The 15,327-nt window shown below is 70.6% G+C and carries 17 protein-coding genes; 10 read left to right on the top strand and 7 right to left on the bottom strand.

What is annotated here, in order from left to right; genetic code table 11:
* The first annotated feature begins 115 nt into the window (after positions 1-115).
* Both ACFP2T_RS10830 and ACFP2T_RS10825 read left to right on the top strand, forming a co-directional pair.
* Positions 116-655, top strand: coding sequence for a PadR family transcriptional regulator (locus tag ACFP2T_RS10830; RefSeq protein WP_377420318.1), 540 nt, complete (start codon positions 116-118; stop codon positions 653-655).
* Positions 652-1,917 (top strand): FAD-dependent oxidoreductase, encoded by a 1,266-nt coding sequence (locus ACFP2T_RS10825; protein WP_377420316.1) that lies wholly within the window; start codon positions 652-654, stop codon positions 1,915-1,917. Before ACFP2T_RS10830 ends, ACFP2T_RS10825 begins: the two co-directional genes overlap by 4 nt.
* Positions 1,918-2,011: 94 nt before the next feature.
* Here ACFP2T_RS10825 and ACFP2T_RS10820 read toward each other — a convergent pair whose 3' ends face one another.
* Entirely contained in the window at positions 2,012-2,833 is an 822-nt protein-coding gene (locus ACFP2T_RS10820) for a hypothetical protein (RefSeq protein ID WP_377420314.1), read from the bottom strand.
* A gap of 371 nt (positions 2,834-3,204) precedes the next feature.
* Here ACFP2T_RS10820 and ACFP2T_RS10815 point away from each other — a divergent pair, with 371 nt between their 5' ends.
* The 4 genes from ACFP2T_RS10815 to ACFP2T_RS10800 all read left to right on the top strand — a co-directional run bounded on the left by ACFP2T_RS10815 (position 3,205) and on the right by ACFP2T_RS10800 (position 7,440).
* The gene (locus ACFP2T_RS10815; protein ID WP_377420916.1) at positions 3,205-3,711 is read left to right on the top strand and encodes a (2Fe-2S)-binding protein; all 507 of its coding nucleotides are present in this window, start codon (positions 3,205-3,207) and stop codon (positions 3,709-3,711) included.
* A complete protein-coding gene (locus ACFP2T_RS10810; RefSeq protein WP_377420312.1) occupies positions 3,708-4,685 on the top strand; it encodes an FAD binding domain-containing protein in 978 nt (325 codons plus the stop codon). Before ACFP2T_RS10815 ends, ACFP2T_RS10810 begins: the two co-directional genes overlap by 4 nt.
* 2 nt (positions 4,686-4,687) lie before the next feature.
* Positions 4,688-6,916, top strand: a complete 2,229-nt coding sequence (locus ACFP2T_RS10805) for a xanthine dehydrogenase family protein molybdopterin-binding subunit (protein WP_377420915.1) — start codon at positions 4,688-4,690, stop codon at positions 6,914-6,916.
* Between the two features lie 164 nt (positions 6,917-7,080).
* Positions 7,081-7,440, top strand: a complete 360-nt coding sequence (locus ACFP2T_RS10800) for an MmcQ/YjbR family DNA-binding protein (protein ID WP_377420310.1) — start codon at positions 7,081-7,083, stop codon at positions 7,438-7,440.
* A gap of 89 nt (positions 7,441-7,529) precedes the next feature.
* Here ACFP2T_RS10800 and ACFP2T_RS10795 read toward each other — a convergent pair whose 3' ends face one another.
* The 3 genes from ACFP2T_RS10795 to fabG are packed head-to-tail and all read right to left on the bottom strand — an operon-like array spanning position 7,530 to position 9,947.
* A complete protein-coding gene (locus ACFP2T_RS10795; RefSeq protein WP_377420308.1) occupies positions 7,530-7,997 on the bottom strand; it encodes a MaoC family dehydratase in 468 nt (155 codons plus the stop codon).
* Positions 7,994-9,166: an acyl-CoA dehydrogenase family protein gene (locus ACFP2T_RS10790; RefSeq protein ID WP_377420306.1), complete on the bottom strand. Its 1,173-nt coding sequence runs from the start codon at positions 9,164-9,166 to the stop codon at positions 7,994-7,996. The genes ACFP2T_RS10795 and ACFP2T_RS10790 overlap by 4 nt, the downstream gene beginning before the upstream one ends.
* A 16-nt stretch (positions 9,167-9,182) precedes the next feature.
* Entirely contained in the window at positions 9,183-9,947 is a 765-nt protein-coding gene (fabG, locus tag ACFP2T_RS10785) for a 3-oxoacyl-ACP reductase FabG (protein ID WP_377420304.1), read from the bottom strand.
* A 199-nt stretch (positions 9,948-10,146) separates the two neighbouring features.
* Here fabG and ACFP2T_RS10780 point away from each other — a divergent pair, with 199 nt between their 5' ends.
* Both ACFP2T_RS10780 and ACFP2T_RS10775 read left to right on the top strand, forming a co-directional pair.
* Positions 10,147-10,785 (top strand): TetR/AcrR family transcriptional regulator C-terminal domain-containing protein, encoded by a 639-nt coding sequence (locus ACFP2T_RS10780; RefSeq protein ID WP_377420302.1) that lies wholly within the window; start codon positions 10,147-10,149, stop codon positions 10,783-10,785.
* Between the two features lie 290 nt (positions 10,786-11,075).
* A complete protein-coding gene (locus tag ACFP2T_RS10775; protein ID WP_377420300.1) occupies positions 11,076-11,372 on the top strand; it encodes an antibiotic biosynthesis monooxygenase in 297 nt (98 codons plus the stop codon).
* A 125-nt stretch (positions 11,373-11,497) separates the two neighbouring features.
* Here the strand turns inward: ACFP2T_RS10775 and ACFP2T_RS10770 are convergent, their stop codons facing one another.
* Both ACFP2T_RS10770 and ACFP2T_RS10765 read right to left on the bottom strand, forming a co-directional pair.
* A complete protein-coding gene (locus ACFP2T_RS10770; protein ID WP_377420299.1) occupies positions 11,498-12,244 on the bottom strand; it encodes a GH25 family lysozyme in 747 nt (248 codons plus the stop codon).
* Between the two features lie 95 nt (positions 12,245-12,339).
* A complete protein-coding gene (locus ACFP2T_RS10765; RefSeq protein ID WP_377420297.1) occupies positions 12,340-12,729 on the bottom strand; it encodes a hypothetical protein in 390 nt (129 codons plus the stop codon).
* A gap of 488 nt (positions 12,730-13,217) precedes the next feature.
* Between ACFP2T_RS10765 and ACFP2T_RS10760 the strand changes: the two genes are divergently transcribed.
* A complete protein-coding gene (locus ACFP2T_RS10760) occupies positions 13,218-14,084 on the top strand; it encodes a helix-turn-helix domain-containing protein (RefSeq protein WP_377420296.1) in 867 nt (288 codons plus the stop codon).
* Entirely contained in the window at positions 14,084-14,308 is a 225-nt protein-coding gene (locus tag ACFP2T_RS10755) for a DUF397 domain-containing protein (RefSeq protein WP_377420294.1), read from the top strand. Before ACFP2T_RS10760 ends, ACFP2T_RS10755 begins: the two co-directional genes overlap by 1 nt.
* A 53-nt stretch (positions 14,309-14,361) precedes the next feature.
* Here ACFP2T_RS10755 and ACFP2T_RS10750 read toward each other — a convergent pair whose 3' ends face one another.
* On the bottom strand, positions 14,362-15,255 hold the full coding sequence (locus tag ACFP2T_RS10750; protein ID WP_377420292.1) for a sigma-70 family RNA polymerase sigma factor: 894 nt from the start codon (positions 15,253-15,255) through the stop codon (positions 14,362-14,364).
* Positions 15,256-15,327 lie beyond the last annotated feature (72 nt).

The raw sequence follows: 15,327 nt of genomic DNA, 5'->3' as shown, positions 1-15,327 counted from the left end.
CGGCAGGGGCCGGCCGGGTACAGACGCGCGGCCGGGTACGGCCACGATCATCAAGGTACTCAAACACAAGTACTCGTCCTTGACTACTTCGCGGTAGTCGTGTTTGAGTACTCGGGTGAATGCAACCCGCTTGTTCGTACTCGGCGCGTTGGCCCGCGGGGGGCCGATGCACGGTCACAAGATCCGTCAGGATGCCCAGCTCGACCAGGTCGAGTTGTGGACCGACATGAAACCGGGCTCGCTGTACGGGGCCCTGCGACGGATGGCGACCGAAGGCGTCATCGCCGTCGCCCGTACCGAGCAGGAGGGCAACCTGCCCGCCCGCACGGTCTACGAGATAACCGAGGCTGGTCGACGAGAGTTCGCCGAGCAACTGCACGCGGTCCTGGGCGACGCCCGGCTGCGGCCGGACCCGGTGGACCTGGCGCTCCAGCACGCCAGCGCGGTGGATCCGGCCACACTGCTGGACCTGATCCGGAAACGCCGCACCACGCTGGCCGAGCGGCTGGCGTTCATGCGCGCGCTGCGCCAGCGGGCCGAGCCGCACCTGACCGGTCTGGAACCGGTCGCCTTCGACCACACGCTGATGCGGCTGGAGGTCGAGGTGGCGTGGCATGACCGCCTGCTCGCGGCACTGACGGAGCAGGCCCGATGACCCGGGTGCTGGTCATCGGCGGCGGACTCGGCGGGCTCTGCCTGGCCCAGGGCCTACGTCGGGCCGGCGTGTCCTGCGCGGTCTACGAACGCGACCACAAGCTCGACGCCCGACTCCAGGGATACCGGATCAACATCGAGGCGACCGGCAGTGCCGCGCTCCAGTCCTGCCTGCCCCCGGCGCTCTGGCGCATCGTGGTCGCCACCGCCGGGGACCCCGGCCCCGGGCTGGGCGTCTTCGACCATCGGCTACGCCGACTGGCACACATCGGATCCCACGACCGGACGCCCGACGGCGAACACGCGGTCAGCCGGCTCACCCTGCGCCGCCTACTGCTGGCCGGACTGGACGACCTGGTCCACCTGGGCAAGGAGTTCACACACTACGAGCAGCACGACGACGGAACCGTGACGGCACACTTCGCCGACGGCAGCAGCGCCACCGGCGACCTGCTGATCGGCGCCGACGGGGCGCGGTCGCGGGTCCGACGCCAACTGCTGCCCACCGCACGCACCGTCGACCCGCTGGCGGTCGGCGTCGGCGGCAAGGTCCCACTCACCGCGCAGGCCAGCGCCTGGCTGCCCCCGACGCTGCTGGCCGGCAAGAACATGGTGCTGCCCGACCAGGGCTTCCTCTTCACGGCGGTCTTCCGGCGTCGGCAGACCGTCTCGGAAGCAGTCGAACAGGTCGCCGACGAACTCCGCGCCCTCGGGGTCGCCCCCGAGGTCCTGCTGGCGGAAGCCGCCGACTACGACTACCTGATGTGGGCGTACGTGGCCCACCGGGACAGCTGTCCGGCCGACGTGACGACCCTGTCCGGCGCCACGCTGCGCGACGTCGTGGCAGATCGGGCCCGCACCTGGCATCCGGACCTGCATCGCCTGGTGGGCGCGGCGGCTCCGAACAGCGTCTCGGCGTTCACCTTCTCCGCCGCAGCGCCCCTTCAACCGTGGCCGGCCGGTTCCGTCACCCTGCTCGGTGACGCGGCGCACCACATGCCGCCGGTCGGCGGACTCGGCGGCAACGCGGCTCTGCACGACGCGGCGCTACTGTGCCAGGTGCTCAGCGGTGGCCTGCCATCAGAGAGCGCACTCGCCGAATACCAACGGCAGATGCTGCGTCACGGCTTCGCCGCGGTGTCCGAATCCATGCGCAACGTGCGGGTCGCCGTCCAGGGCCGTCCGGCCCGCAGCGCCGTACGCGCCTTCTTCCGCACCTGTGGAGTACTGCCGCCACTGCAACGTGCCGTCTTGGGGTCGTAGCCGACCGAACGGGGCGGTCGGCAGAGCGACCACGCTCGGCATCAAGGCTGCGGGGTGTCCCGCCCGGTGCGAACCAGCACCGGGCGGTACTGCCTCAGCGACCGCAGCCGATCCGGTTCGGGGCGAGTGCGATGTCGTCCAGCCACAGGTCGAAGTGGTCCGGCGTCGGGCCGCCCTGGTAGAGCTGCCAGCCGATCTTCACCGTGTCGGCCCGGGGCAGGACGAAGTCGACCGGGTTGCCGCCGTGCTCGGTGGTCGTGACGGTCAGATCGGGCTGGGCCACCCCGTCGATCCACACCGCGATCCGGTTGTCCGACGCGTCCCACCGCCACTCGAAGCACTGCCACCGGTCCTCGACGGTGGGGGCGGACTCGCGCCAGTTGGTCCAGTCACCGGTCGGGCCACCGTCGGCCCCGACACCCCAGTAGGACCCGCCCAACGGTGGCGCCCACTGCCCGCCGATCGGCCGGACGACCTCGGCACTGCCCGACCCGGTCGCCTCGACCAGGGTGAAGTGCGCCCAGTCGGGCGCGGTCGGGAAGGCGTCGACCTTCAGCCGCATCCGGCCGTGGAAACTGTTCTCCGGGGCGGAGAAGTCGTCGACCCGGAGGAATGCCCGACCGTTGCCCTCGGTGTGCACCCGCAGCACCTTGTCGGACCGCTGCCGTTCGACGGTGAGGGTTCCGTTCCTGGTGTCGATCCCCCAGGCCAGCGAGGCGGCCCCACCGACGGGCAACCGTTCGAAGTCCTCGCAGAACAGCAAAGCTCGGTTGCCGCAGGCGGGACCGTGACCGGTTCCACCAAGTCCGTGCCGGGCTTCGGCCCGGCCGTTGCCGGCCTGCGCGGCACCGCCGCTCGCCAGCACCGCAGCGACGGTCAGCAGGATGAGGGGGAACCGTTTCGTCAGCCGGGCCATGGCGCAAGAGCATGACAGATATCGATGGATGACGCCAGTCGCCCGACATCCGGACCACCCGCCTACGGACGGTTGACATACTCGCACGGACGGTCGACATAGAGGATCTTCTTTGGTTTACTGGGCACCCCGGCCGTGCTCCGGTGCCCCACCGCACCGCGCGTCCTCGGACTCGCCCCGCACCGGCCGGTGGCCACGTCCGGAGGTGTGACATGACCCGTGGGTCCGAACCGGACTCGTCCCCAGCCGACCTTCCACCTCCCGGGCTGTCCCGGCGTGGTGTGCTGCGCGGGACCGCCGCCGCGTCGGCCGGGCTGGCCGTCGGTGCGGCAGCCGGATCCGTCGCCGACGCGAACCTGGGCGAACCGGCCATGGCGGCACCCGCGCCGGAGGCGGCGGGGAACTCGCCGGTCGAGATCGGGTTGGTGGTCAACGGTCGTGCCGAGCGGCTCCGGGTCGACTCCCGGGTGACCCTGCTCGACGCGCTCCGGGAACGCCTGGCGCTGACCGGCTCCAAGAAGGGCTGCGACCGTGGCCAGTGCGGCGCCTGCACCGTGCACGTCGACGGTCGTCGGGTGCTGTCCTGCCTGACCCTGGCGGTGGCCACCGCGGGCCGCCGGGTCACCACCGTAGAGGGGCTGGCCGACGGCGACCAACTGCACCCGATGCAGCAGGCGTTCATCGACTGTGACGCGTTCCAGTGTGGATTCTGCACATCCGGGCAGATCATGTCGGCGGTGGCGCTGGTGGACGAGGGCCACACCCACTCGGACGACGAGATCCGCGAGCACATGTCGGGCAACATCTGCCGCTGCGGGGCGTACGACAACATCGTTGCCGCGGTCCGTACGGCCGGGCGGGACGGGGCGGACCGATGAGATCCTTCGACTTCGCGGTCGCGGAGACCGTCAACCAGGCGCTGACCCGGGCCGGAAGCGGTGCCGGTTCCGCCTACCTGGCCGGCGGGACCACCCTGGTGGACCTGATGAAGCTCGACGTGATGACCCCGCGCCAGGTGGTGGACATCAACCGCCTTCCGCTGCGCGGCGTCTCGACCGACCGGAGCGGCCTGCACATCGGCGCGCTGGAGCGGATGAGCGACGTGGCCGTCCATCCGCTGGTGACCTCGCGCTACCCGGTGATCGCCCAGGCGTTGTCCCGCAGCGCGTCGCCGCAACTGCGCAACATGGCGAGCATCGGCGGCAACCTGCTGCAACGGGTCCGCTGCGGCTACTTCCGGGACACCAGCACGCCCTGCAACAAACGGGAACCCGGTTCCGGCTGCCCCGCGATCGAGGGCGAGAACCGGGGCCACGCGATCCTCGGCACCAGCGACTCCTGCGTCGCCACCCACCCCAGCGACCTGGCGGTGGCGCTGGTGGCGCTGGACGCCTCGGTCCGGCTGGTCGGCCGGGGCGGCACCCGGGACGTCCGGCTCGCCGACTTCTACCGGCTGCCCGGCGACACTCCGCAACTCGAGCACGACCTACGACCGGGGGAACTGGTCACCCGGGTGACGGTGCCGGAACTGGCCTGGGCCCGCCGGTCGGCGTACCTGAAGATCCGTGACCGGCAGTCGTACGAGTTCGCGCTCGCCTCCGCCGCAGTGGCCCTGGACCTGCGCGACGGCGTCATCCGGGACGTACGGCTGGCGGTCGGCGGCGTGGGTACCCGGCCCTGGCGGCTGCCGGAGGTGGAGGAGGCCCTGCGCGGGGTGTCCCCGCGTCCGGACGCCGTCGAGGTGGCCGCCGCCCGAGCCGTCGCGCACGCCCGGCCGCTGGCGCACAACCGGTTCAAGATGACGCTGGTCCGGCGCACCATCGTGCGCGCCCTGACGAACCTGGCGGGTTGACCATGCAGAGTGCAGCACAGGGCGCGGCCCGGACGGTGTCGGTGAACCGGGTCGACGGCCGACTCAAGGTCACCGGTGGGGCCCGGTACGCCGCCGACCACCTCGCCGAGCGGGCCGCACACGGCTACCTGGTGCTCAGCACGGTGGCGCTGGGCACGATCCGGTCGATGGACGTCGCCGCCGCCGAACGCGCGCCCGGGGTACTGGCGGTGTTCACCCCGTTCCGGAAGCTGGAGCTCATCGGCGGCGGCAACCCGTTCAGCGTGGGCCACAGTTGGCTGCCGTTACAGGACGCCGAGGTGCGCTACCACGGGCAGGCCATCGGTCTCGTCGTGGCGGAGACCTTCGAACAGGCCCGGGACGCCGCCGCGCTGGTCAGCGCGGACTACAACGTACGTCCACCGGCCGCGTCCCTTCCGGACGGTATCCCGCGCGCCGCCGACCCGGGCCGGATCAACGGCGAGCCGTCGGTGCTGGACATGCTCGCCGACGGGGTCGGCACGATCGACGAGGCGCTGGCATCCAGCGAGGTGACCGTCTCCGGCACCTACCGCCAGCCGATCAAGCACCACAGCGCGATGGAGCCGCACGCCACGGTGGCGGTCTGGCAGGACGACCAGCTCACCCTCCACAACGGCACCCAGAGCACGTCGTTGACGGTCGGCACCATCGCCGCGGCGCTCGGCATCGAGGCGACCCAGGTGCGGGTGATCAGTCCGCACGTCGGGGGCGGCTTCGGCAACAAGATCGCGACCTGGGCGCATCCGCTGCTCGCGGCGGCCGCCGCCCGTACGCTCGGTCGGCCGGTCAAGGTCGTGCTGACCCGGGAACAGACCTTCACCATCACCGGCAACCGCTCGGCGGTGCAGCAGACGGTCACGCTGGGCGCCCGCCGCGACGGCACCCTCGTCGCCCTCAAGCACCAGGCGTACTCCAGCCAGTCGACCTCGGGTGGAATCTTCGAGTCCGCGCCGCACACCACCTCCCGCTACCTCTACCGGGCCGCGAACGTCCACCTCGACCAGAAGATCGTGACGCTGGACGTACCACCACCGACCTGGATGCGGGCGCCGGGGCAGGAGTCCGGCTCGTTCGCCCTGGAGACCGCCCTGGACGAACTCGCGGTCAAGCTGGGGATGGATCCGGTCGCCCTGCGGTTGCGGAACTACGCGACGGTGTACCCCGGGCGGAACGTCCCGTGGTCCAGCAAACACCTCGACGAGTGCTACCGGGTCGGCGCGCAGCGGTTCGGCTGGGACCGACGCGATCCGGCACCCCGATCCGACGTACGCGGCGAGTGGCTGGTCGGGACCGGGATGGCCACCGCCGTGTATCCGGGAGAACGCTTCCCGGCGTCGGTGAAGGTGCGGTTCCTGGCCGACGGTGACGTGGCGGTCTCCAGTGCCACCGCCGACCTCGGCACCGGGATGTGGACGGTGCTGGCCGTACTCGGCTCCGAGGCGCTCGGCCTGCCGGTCGCCCGGATCCGTACCGACCTCGGCGACTCCACGCTGGCCGCCAACATCGGCGCGTTCGGCTCGGGCGCCACCGCCAGCACCGGGCCAGCCGTCGGCGTCGCCGCCGAGGCGGCCAGAACCGAACTGATCAACCTCGCCGTCACGCACGAACGCTCACCGCTGCACGGCGTGCCCGCCGCCGACGTCCAGTACGACCGTGGCGAGCTCGTCGCCCCGGGACGGCGGATCGGGTTCGCCGCCCTGCTTCAGGCCGTCGACGTGGCCGGCGTCGAGGCGACCGGTTCGGCGGCGCCGGGTCCCGAGCACGGGCAGCACGCCTTCACCTCGTTCGGGGCACACTTCTGCGAGGTCCGGGTCAACCGGTGGACCGGTGAGCCCCGGCTCGCCCGGATCACCACCGTCATCGACGGCGGCGCCATCATCAACGCCAAGACCGCACGCAGCCAGATCATCGGCGGCGTGATCTTCGGCATCGGGCAGGCGCTGCTGGAGGGCGCCCAGGTGGAACCGGCGACCGGTCGGATCGCCAACGCCAACCTCGCCGAGTACCTGCTGCCGGTGAACGCGGACGTACCGCCGATCGACGTCCACTTCCTGGACCACCCGGACACCCTGTTCAATCCGCTCGGTGCGCGCGGGATCGGCGAGGTCGGCACGGTCGGCGTCGCCGCCGCGATCGGCAACGCGATCCACCACGCCACCGGGCGCCGGGTCCGCGACCTGCCGATCACCCTGGACAAGCTCCTGGACTGACGCCGGCACCGGCGGACGAGGGCGGCAGCGGATCATCCGGAACCGGAGGATGATGCCGCACCGGCGCGGGCGCGGCGTGGAGGATGGCTCCGACATCCCGCCGAGACCGGACGGTCTGGCAGGGTGTTCCTCGACAAGCACCCAACGAGCGGGAGGAGCCGTCGGTGACCTGGGAGGAGATGCGCGCGCACTGTCTGGCCAAGCCCGGCGCGTGGCAGGACGAGCCGTGGGAGGGTGACGTCGTGGTGAAGGTCGGCACCAAGATCTTCGCCTTCCTCGGCCAGGAGTCGGGGTCCAGCGTCGGCGTCAAGTGCGGCCAGAACCGGGAGGCGGCCGACGAGTGGCTGCTGCGTTATCCCGAGGACGCCTCGGTGATGGCATACATCGGGCGCTCCGGCTGGAACACGCTGCGAATCGGCGGCGCGATCCCCGACGACGAACTGCTGGAGTCCGTCGACGCCTCCTACGACACCGTGGTCAGCAAGCTGCCGAAACGGGACCGGCCGGCGACCCCATCCCAGTGACCAGCGGCGGGACCGCCGGAACTGGCACACGACTCCGAGCGTTCCGGAACTGCCGGGCAGTAGCGCTCGGAACCGACCGGGGTCGCGGCTCAGCCCGGCTCCTCCTCGGCATAGAGCCGGGTGACGGTCTCGGCCACGCAGCAGGGCTTGCCACCCCGGTCGGGCTCGACGGTGACCCGGGTGACCAGTTGCACCCCACCGGGGACCGGCTCGACCGCGACGATCTCCGCACTGATCCGGACCGCGTCGCCGGTACGCAGCGGCGCGGGAAACCGGACCCGGTTAAGCCCGTAGTTGATGCCCATCCGGACGCCCTTGACCTGGTAGACGTCCTGCATCAGGGCCGGGAGCAGGGAGAGCGTCAGATAACCGTGCGCCACCGTGGTCCCGTACGGGCCGGTGGCCGCGCGCTCCGGGTCGATGTGGATCCACTGGTGGTCGCCGGTCGCGTCGGCGAAGGCGTTGACCCGGTCCTGTTCGACCCGGAACCACGGGCCGGGCCCGATGATCTCGCCGACCGCTCCGGCGAGTTCGGCGATGGAGGCGAACGTCCTCATTCCAGGTGCCCTCCGAGCTTCGTGTAACCGCGGAGCAGATCCCGCGAGATGATGAGTCGTTGCATCTCGTCAGTGCCCTCGAAGATGCGCAGCAGCCGGACCTGCCGGTACCAGCGTTCGATCGGCAACTCCCGGGTGTAGCCCATGCCGCCGTGGATCTGGAGCACCCGGTCGACGACCCGGTTGACCATCCCCGCGCCGTACAGCTTGGCCATCGAGGAGGTGTGCCGGGGGTCGAGCCCGGCGTCGACCGTCCACGCTGCCCGGAGCACGAGCCAGCGGGCCGCCTCCAGCTCGGTCTCGGAGTCGGCGATCATCCACTGGATCGCCTGGTTGGTGCCGATCGGTTTGCCGAACGTCTCCCGGGTGTTGGCGTACTCGATCGCCATTCCCAGGGCCCGCTCGGCGATGCCCAGCGCGTGCGACGGGATCAGGTAACGACCCTTGCCGATCCACTTCATCCCGAGGGTGAAGCCCTGGCCGAGTTCGCCGAGGATGTTGCGGCTCGGCACCCGTACGTCGGAGAAGACCAGCGCCGCCGGTCCACCCTCCCCCATCGTCTGGATCGGCTCCGACCGCCAGCCCATCGCCCGGTCGACCAGGAACGCGGTGGCGCCGCCGTCGTGCACCTTCCGCTCCGGGTCGGTGATCGCGACGACGATGGCGAAGTCCGCGTCGTTGCCGTTGGTGATGAACGTCTTCTCGCCGTTGAGAACCCAGTCGTCCCCGTCGCGCCGGGCCCGGAGCCTGATGTTGGCCACGTCCGATCCGGCGCCGGGCTCGGTGATGGCGAAGCAGGAGATCCGCTCGCCCGCGATGGTCGGAAGAAGGAATTCCTTTCGCTGCGCCTCGTCGGCGTGGAACAGGATGTTGTCCGCCTCGCCGCCGAACCGGAACGGTACGAAGCTGCGGCCGATCTCGGTCCAGATCAGCGACTGCGTCACGGCGGGCAGGTTCATCCCGCCGTACTCCTCCGGGGTGTCGAGGCCCCAGAACCCGAACGCCTTCGCCTTGAGTTGCAACTCCCGCAACTCGTCGCGGCGCAGCCCCGGCTCGTGGGCCCGCTCCCGGCGCAGCACCTCCGACTCCAGCGCCATGACCTCGTTGCGGATGAAGGCACGGGCGGTGTCCCGGATCGCCCGCTCCTCCTCGCCGATCGAGAAGTCCATCGTGTTTCCTCCCCGCCTAGCGCGCACCACCGTTGACGTAGAGCGTCTGACCGCTGACGTACGACGCGTCGTCACTGGCCAGGAACGCGACGACCGAGGCGATCTCCTCGGGCTGGCCGACCCGGCGCAGTGGTGTCTGCTCGGCGGCGTACTTCTGGTGGTCGGCCGGGCTGGCACCCATCCGCTCGGCGGTCGCCGCGGTCATCGCGGTGGCGATGTAGCCGGGGGCGACGGCGTTGACGTTGATGTTGAAGGGACCGAGTTCGATCGCGAGGGTGGCGGTCAGGCCCTGTACCCCGGCCTTCGCCGCCGCGTAGTTGACCTGCCCCCGATTGCCCAGTGCGGAGCGGCTGCTGAGGTTGACGATCTTGCCGTACCGGGCCGCCACCATGTGCCGCTGCGCCGCCTGGCAGCAGTGGAACATGCTGGTCAGGTTCGTGGTGATCACCGCGTCCCACTCGGCGGCCGGCATCTTGAACAGCAGGTTGTCGCGGGTGATCCCGGCGTTGTTCACCAGCACGTCGAGCTTCCCGTACGCCTCGACGACCTGGTCGATCGTCGCGGACACCGCCGCACCGTCGGTGACGTCACAGCCGAATCCGCTCGCGCGCCCCCCGGCCGCCGTGATCTCGTCGGCCGTTTCCTGGGCCCGCTGCGCATCCAGGTCGACCACGGCCACGCTGGCTCCCTCGGCGGCCAACCGGCGTGCGGTGGCCGAGCCGATCCCCTGGGCCGCCCCTGTGACGACGGCGACCCGGTCGGCGAATCTACCCACGTGCATCTCCTCGCTCTCAATGCCTCCTCGGTGTAAGGAAGGGCCCCTTCTTATCGCTTTTTGTAGAAGAAGGGCCCCCGCCTAACACCCCGGACGGGACTCGGGCCACCGCCCATGGGACCACGTCGCTGCCCGCTAAACTAGCGCTGGAAGTTTTCTTGCGCCAGTCCTGGTACACCGAGAGCCCGAGCGGAGGCGAGCGAGCATGCCCCGACCCCGCCAGGCGCTGTTGAGCCGGCAGCGCATCATCGACGCGGCCGCCGCGCTCATCGACGCCGAAGGGCTGGACGCGCTCTCCACCCGTCGCCTGGCCACGGAACTCGGGGTACGCGGACCCTCGCTCTACAACCACTTCGCGAACAAGGACGAGATCCTGGACGCGGTGGCGGACGCCATCACCGCAAAGGTCGACGTCTCGTTCTTCGCCACCCACGACTGGCCGGACGCACTGCGGCTGTGGGGACGGTCGTACCGGCGGGCTCTCGCGACCCACGCCAACATCGTGCCGTACCTCGCGCAGGGGCCGGGCCGGCGGCCGGCGGCGCTGGCCATGGCGGACGCGGTCTACGGCGGGCTGGTCAAGGCCGGTTGGCCGCCGGCCCGCGCCACCCACATCGGCGCGCTGATGCGGTACTTCGTGGCCGGTTCGGCGCTCGGGTCGTTCGCCCGGGGCTTCGTCGAGGATCCGCAGCTATACGCCGCGCACTATCCGCACCTCAGCCAGGCGCACCGGCTCGCGGAGCACCAGCAGAGCGTCGACGAGGGGGCGTTCGCGCTCGGTCTGGACGCGCTCATCGACGGCCTGACCCAGACGTACGAGCGGATCGTCGGCCCGCTGCCGTAACGAACTGGCGGCGGGCCGATCCGGTGCACGGGCCGCGCCGGGTGCGTTCGGTGCCCGGGTGCGTTCGGTGCTGAGGCCGTCGGGCCCGACTATCACCGAGTCTCCCGGTTTTGTACGGCATTGTGGCGCTAGTCTGCGTGTGTCGCCTGTCGGCCGGGGCAACCTCACCGGGCCGGACACCGTCCTCACGTGTCACGTCGCACGCTCCGGCCGGTTCCCCGCACTCGCCGACGGCGTCGGCAGGCCGATCCCACCCGTGGAGTAGGCACGAGCAGTGGAGGAGATGGCCGGTGACCGTCGTAGAACTCACCCGCTTCCGGGTGTCGCCCGGTCTGAGCGAGGCACTGCTGGCCGCGCGTTCGGCGATGCTGCGCGACTTCCGGGTCGATCGCGACGGATTTCTCGACGCCCGGCTGGTTCGGCTGGCCGACGACGAGTGGCTGGACATCGTCTCCTGGCGGTCGTCGGCGGACCTCGCCGCGTCCCGGGCCAAGGGTGGCAACCGGCCCGGCATCCAGGCCTTCTTCGAGCTGATCGGCGAGATCGTCAGCTCCGAGGAGGGCACTGCGGTCGAGGAGCCGACCTGAGTTACTCCGTCCTGCGGGCCCGCCGGTACCGACGGGCCCGCTGTCGGAGCGGCGGGCCGGGTGCCCGCGCCGTGTGACGTGGCGTGGCAGTAGGGATCAGACGTACGGATCGGTGGGCGGGGTGGTCAGGCCGTGTTGTTGGCCAGCGCCAGCAACCGGTCACGGGCGCCGTTGAACCAGTCCCGGTCCACCGCACCCGAGATGCCCGGCACGCTTCCGGTCGAGGTGTACTGCCACATGGTGTAGAAGCCCCAGCCGGCGGGCAGGGCACCGGGCGCGCTCGCCCAGCGGGCGATCCACAACGGGTTGGTGCTTCCGAAGCCGGAGTAGTTTCCGGTGCACGTGGTCCACCAGCTCGTGGTGGTGTAGATGACGGCGTACCGGCCGGTACGGGCCCGGTAGGTGTTGAGGAAGTCGCGGATCCACGCCACCATGCCACTCTGGGACAGTCCGTGGCAGCCCGCCTCTAGATCGAGCGCGCCGGGCAGGGTGAGGTTGTCCGCCGACCAGGCCCCGCCGTTGCTGGCGAAGTAGTTGGCCTGGGCCGCGCCGCTGGACGCGGCCGGGCGGGCGAAGTGGTAGGCCCCTCGGATCACCCCGGCGCCGTGCGCGGCCGGGTAGTTGGTGTTGAACCGCGAGTCCTTGAACGTGGTGCCCTCGGTGGCCTTGATGTAGGCCCACTGGATTCCGGCGTTGCGCACGCTGGTCCAGTTGATCGCGCCCTGGTAGTGCGACACGTCGATGCCGGGGGTGGTCGCCGCCTGGGCGGGGGCGGCGGTCACCGCGAGCGCGGTCGCGACCAGTGCGGCGACGGTGAGCGCGGAGGTGAGCAGGCGCCGCGTACGCCGGGCCGGGGTTCCGGTGGTGCTCATCGATCCTCCCGATGGGGGGGTATGGAGGGTATCGACGCCCATGGTTGAAGATATCTGCCCTTGATCACAAGTACTGACGAAGTTAATTTCCAGGATCAGGCGGGAAACTCGGTATCGCACGATCCGTCATGCCTCGCCCGCAGGGCGCAGCGGCGGCGTCCGGGCAACAACCGGTCGCAGCAGACCCGATGGTGTACGTGCTGCGCGTCCTCCTCGGACACCGTCGTCTCTCCGGCGTCGATCTCCGACAGGAAGTCGAGCGAACGGGCCAGCCCGTACGCGAGTTCCACCGCCCCGGCCAGGTCGGCGCTGGCGGCGGGTAGGTGGATGACGTACCGGGGCACCGGGGCGTCCCGCCCGGTGAACGCCTCCACGGCGGCTCGGGGCAGCGCGTCGAACACCCGGTCGGCGATCTGGTTGGACGACGTCTGGCGCCGTTCCGGGGCCGCACCTCCGATTGATCTCGTTCGGGGAACTGGGCTCACGGCTGATTCCTCTCAGGCGATCTTCCGGGTTTCTGGAAGGAGCGATCCGGCGGTATCTGGAATGGGCGACCCGGCCCGCTTGCCGAATCCGGGCCGGATCGCCCCGCCCTGACACCGCAGCCTTCTTCGGCGAGTACGGCACCAGAGCGTGTCTGAAGCGGTGCGGCGATCGGTTGAGTAATGCGCAGGGTCGCGCGGCGCCACCTCTCCGTGATAGGTATTCGGTAAGTCGGTTCGGAGCCGGGGTCCACGACGATCCCGACGCTCCAGTTGAGACCCGACGAGGTCCGGTAGTGCGGCTGCCACCCGCGACGCCCGCCCTCGTCACCTTCTCGGCTGTTGGCCCAGCCGCGGTCGCCGTGCTTGCACCGGATTTCCCGGGGGCCGGTGATCCCCCTCACCCGGAGACCACGTTTCCAGCGGCTCCGGTATTGGTGCAAGAGACACCAATTCTCTGGCTGGGATCCAATGCGTCCGAGAGGTGGAGTATGCCGGCGAAAAACGAATCGTTCGTGCAGACGTTGCGCGCCCAATGGCTCGGCCAGCAGATGCGGGAGCTACGCGAGCAGCGCGGGTTCACCCTGAAGCGGGCCGCCGAGTTCCTGGAACGCGACCTTTCTTCGGTCGCCCGCTGGGAACGGGCCGAATGGCCGTTCCGGCGCGGCGTCGTCGTCTCGCTGCTCGACCTCTACGGCGAGCATGATCCGGCCACCCGGGCGCACTTCATCCAGCTCGCCGAGGATGCCTGGCGGACCGACCGGTGGGACGACGACTACGACGAGATCGTGGACGCCTCGTTCATCGACTTCCCGTGGCTGGAGACCCGGGCCGAGCAGATCTGCTCGTTCGACGCGATGCTGATGCCGGGCCTGATGCAGACCCCGGAGTACGCCGAGGCGGTGATCCGCAACGCCGAGGGCAAGCGGGCGACCCCGTTCTCGGTCGCGAAGTGGATGCAGTTGCGGCTGGACCGGCAGCGGGTGCTGGAGCCGGAGTTCGGGGTCACCGTCTCGGCGGTGCTGGACGAGAGCGTGCTGCGCCGCCCGGTCGGCGGACCGGCGTTGATGCGCGGCCAGCTCACGCACCTCGGCGAACTGCTGCGCCGGCCCAACGTGGACGTCCGGGTGCTGCCCGCCACCATCGGCCTGCACCCCGGCCTGGACGGTTCGTTCTGGCTGTTCAAGATGCCGAAGCCCTACCCCGAGGTGGCCTACGCGGAGACCCTCGGCGGCCGGCTCTTCATGGAATCACCAAAATCCAGGCGGTACGCGGAGGCGTACGCTCGGTTGCAGCAGATCGCGCTCGACCCGTCCGGGTCGGCGAAGCTGATCGCGACGATCGCGGAGGAGCGGTGATGAGCGAGTCCCTGCCGGCGGTTGGCTGGCACATCAGCACGAGAAGCGCGAGCAACGGCGGGAGCTGTGTCGAGGCCGGCCCGCTGCTAGACGGCTCCGGCCGGGTCGCCGTACGGCACAGCAAGGCCCCGGACGCGGCGGTGATCGTCTACACCCGCGAGGAGTGGGACGCCTTCCTGGGCGGCGCCAAGCACGGGCAGTTCGACTTCACCCCGCCCGCCTGACCGGCGTTGACCGCGTCGAGGCCAGACATCCTGGCTCGTCGACCCGGATCGCGTCAGCCGTCCACCATCGTGATGTCGAGTTCGCGCACCTGCTCGGGGTCGGCAACCACGTCGACGCCGATGATCCGGCCGCCGGTGATGATGAAGCTGAGGACGAGCCGGGTCTGGTTGCCGAGCACCACCACGGCGCCAGGGGCCCCGTCGATGATGGCCAGCCGCGCGGCCCCGGCCCGGCCGGAGAAAAACCCGGCGACCGCGGTCGCGCCGCGCAGCTCGGCAGCGCCCGCCATTCGGTCGGCAGCGCCGATCCGGGCGGCGGCGCTGTCGGCCCGGATCACGACGTCCGGGTCGAGCATCGCGAGCAGCGCGGTGAACTCGCCGCCCCGGGCGGCGGCCAGGAACGCCTCGACGATCGCCCGCTGGCGCGACACGTCGGCCTCCGGGGTCGCGGCATCGGCCTGGATCCGGCGGCGCGCCCGGCTGGCGATCTGCCGGGCGGCCGCGGGGCTGCGGCCCAGGATGGGGGCGATCTCGTCGAAGGAGACGGCGAACATGTCGTGCAGTACGAAGGCCAGCCGCTCGGTGGGGGTGAGGGTCTCCAGCACGACGAGCAGCGCGAGACCGATCGAGTCGGCCAGCAACGCCTGCTGCTCCGGGTCGGTCGAATCATCCGTGGTCGCGACCGGTTCGACGGTACGGGCGTCGAGGGATTCCTCGTGCCGGGAACCGCGTGACCGGAGCATGTCCAGGCAGATCCGGCCGACGACGGTGGTCAGCCAGGCGGCGAGGTTGTCGACCCCGGTGGTGTCGGTCCGGCTCAGCCGCAGCCACGCCTCCTGGACCGCGTCGTCGGCCTCGGCGGACGAGCCGAGCATCCGGTAGGCCACCGCCCTCAGCTTCGACCGGTTCGCCTCGAATCGCTCGGCCAGCACGTCCTTCTCACTCACCCGGTAACCCTCGCTTCGCTGTCTCCGCCGCATTTGTGAGCCGTGCCACTTTTGTCACAACTTCCCGTCGCG

The organism is Plantactinospora solaniradicis (genome assembly GCF_042658085.1).
Lineage (GTDB): Bacteria > Actinomycetota > Actinomycetes > Mycobacteriales > Micromonosporaceae > Plantactinospora > Plantactinospora solaniradicis.
This window is presented reverse-complemented; position numbering and strand designations above follow the sequence as displayed.

Excerpts from the sequence above, each read along its gene's own strand:
- ACFP2T_RS10780 (WP_377420302.1), top strand. The coding sequence starts at position 10,147 with ATGCCCCGACCCCGCCAGGCGCTGTTGAGCCGGCAGCGCATCATCGAC.
- ACFP2T_RS10825 (WP_377420316.1), top strand. The coding sequence starts at position 652 with ATGACCCGGGTGCTGGTCATCGGCGGCGGACTCGGCGGGCTCTGCCTG.
- ACFP2T_RS10760 (WP_377420296.1), top strand. The coding sequence starts at position 13,218 with ATGCCGGCGAAAAACGAATCGTTCGTGCAGACGTTGCGCGCCCAATGG.
- ACFP2T_RS10815 (WP_377420916.1), top strand. The coding sequence starts at position 3,205 with ATGGCGGCACCCGCGCCGGAGGCGGCGGGGAACTCGCCGGTCGAGATC.
- ACFP2T_RS10820 (WP_377420314.1), bottom strand. The coding sequence starts at position 2,833 with ATGGCCCGGCTGACGAAACGGTTCCCCCTCATCCTGCTGACCGTCGCT.
- ACFP2T_RS10810 (WP_377420312.1), top strand. The coding sequence starts at position 3,708 with ATGAGATCCTTCGACTTCGCGGTCGCGGAGACCGTCAACCAGGCGCTG.
- ACFP2T_RS10790 (WP_377420306.1), bottom strand. The coding sequence starts at position 9,166 with ATGGACTTCTCGATCGGCGAGGAGGAGCGGGCGATCCGGGACACCGCC.
- fabG (WP_377420304.1), bottom strand. The coding sequence starts at position 9,947 with ATGCACGTGGGTAGATTCGCCGACCGGGTCGCCGTCGTCACAGGGGCG.
- ACFP2T_RS10795 (WP_377420308.1), bottom strand. The coding sequence starts at position 7,997 with ATGAGGACGTTCGCCTCCATCGCCGAACTCGCCGGAGCGGTCGGCGAG.
- ACFP2T_RS10755 (WP_377420294.1), top strand. The coding sequence starts at position 14,084 with ATGAGCGAGTCCCTGCCGGCGGTTGGCTGGCACATCAGCACGAGAAGC.
- ACFP2T_RS10805 (WP_377420915.1), top strand. The coding sequence starts at position 4,688 with ATGCAGAGTGCAGCACAGGGCGCGGCCCGGACGGTGTCGGTGAACCGG.
- ACFP2T_RS10770 (WP_377420299.1), bottom strand. The coding sequence starts at position 12,244 with ATGAGCACCACCGGAACCCCGGCCCGGCGTACGCGGCGCCTGCTCACC.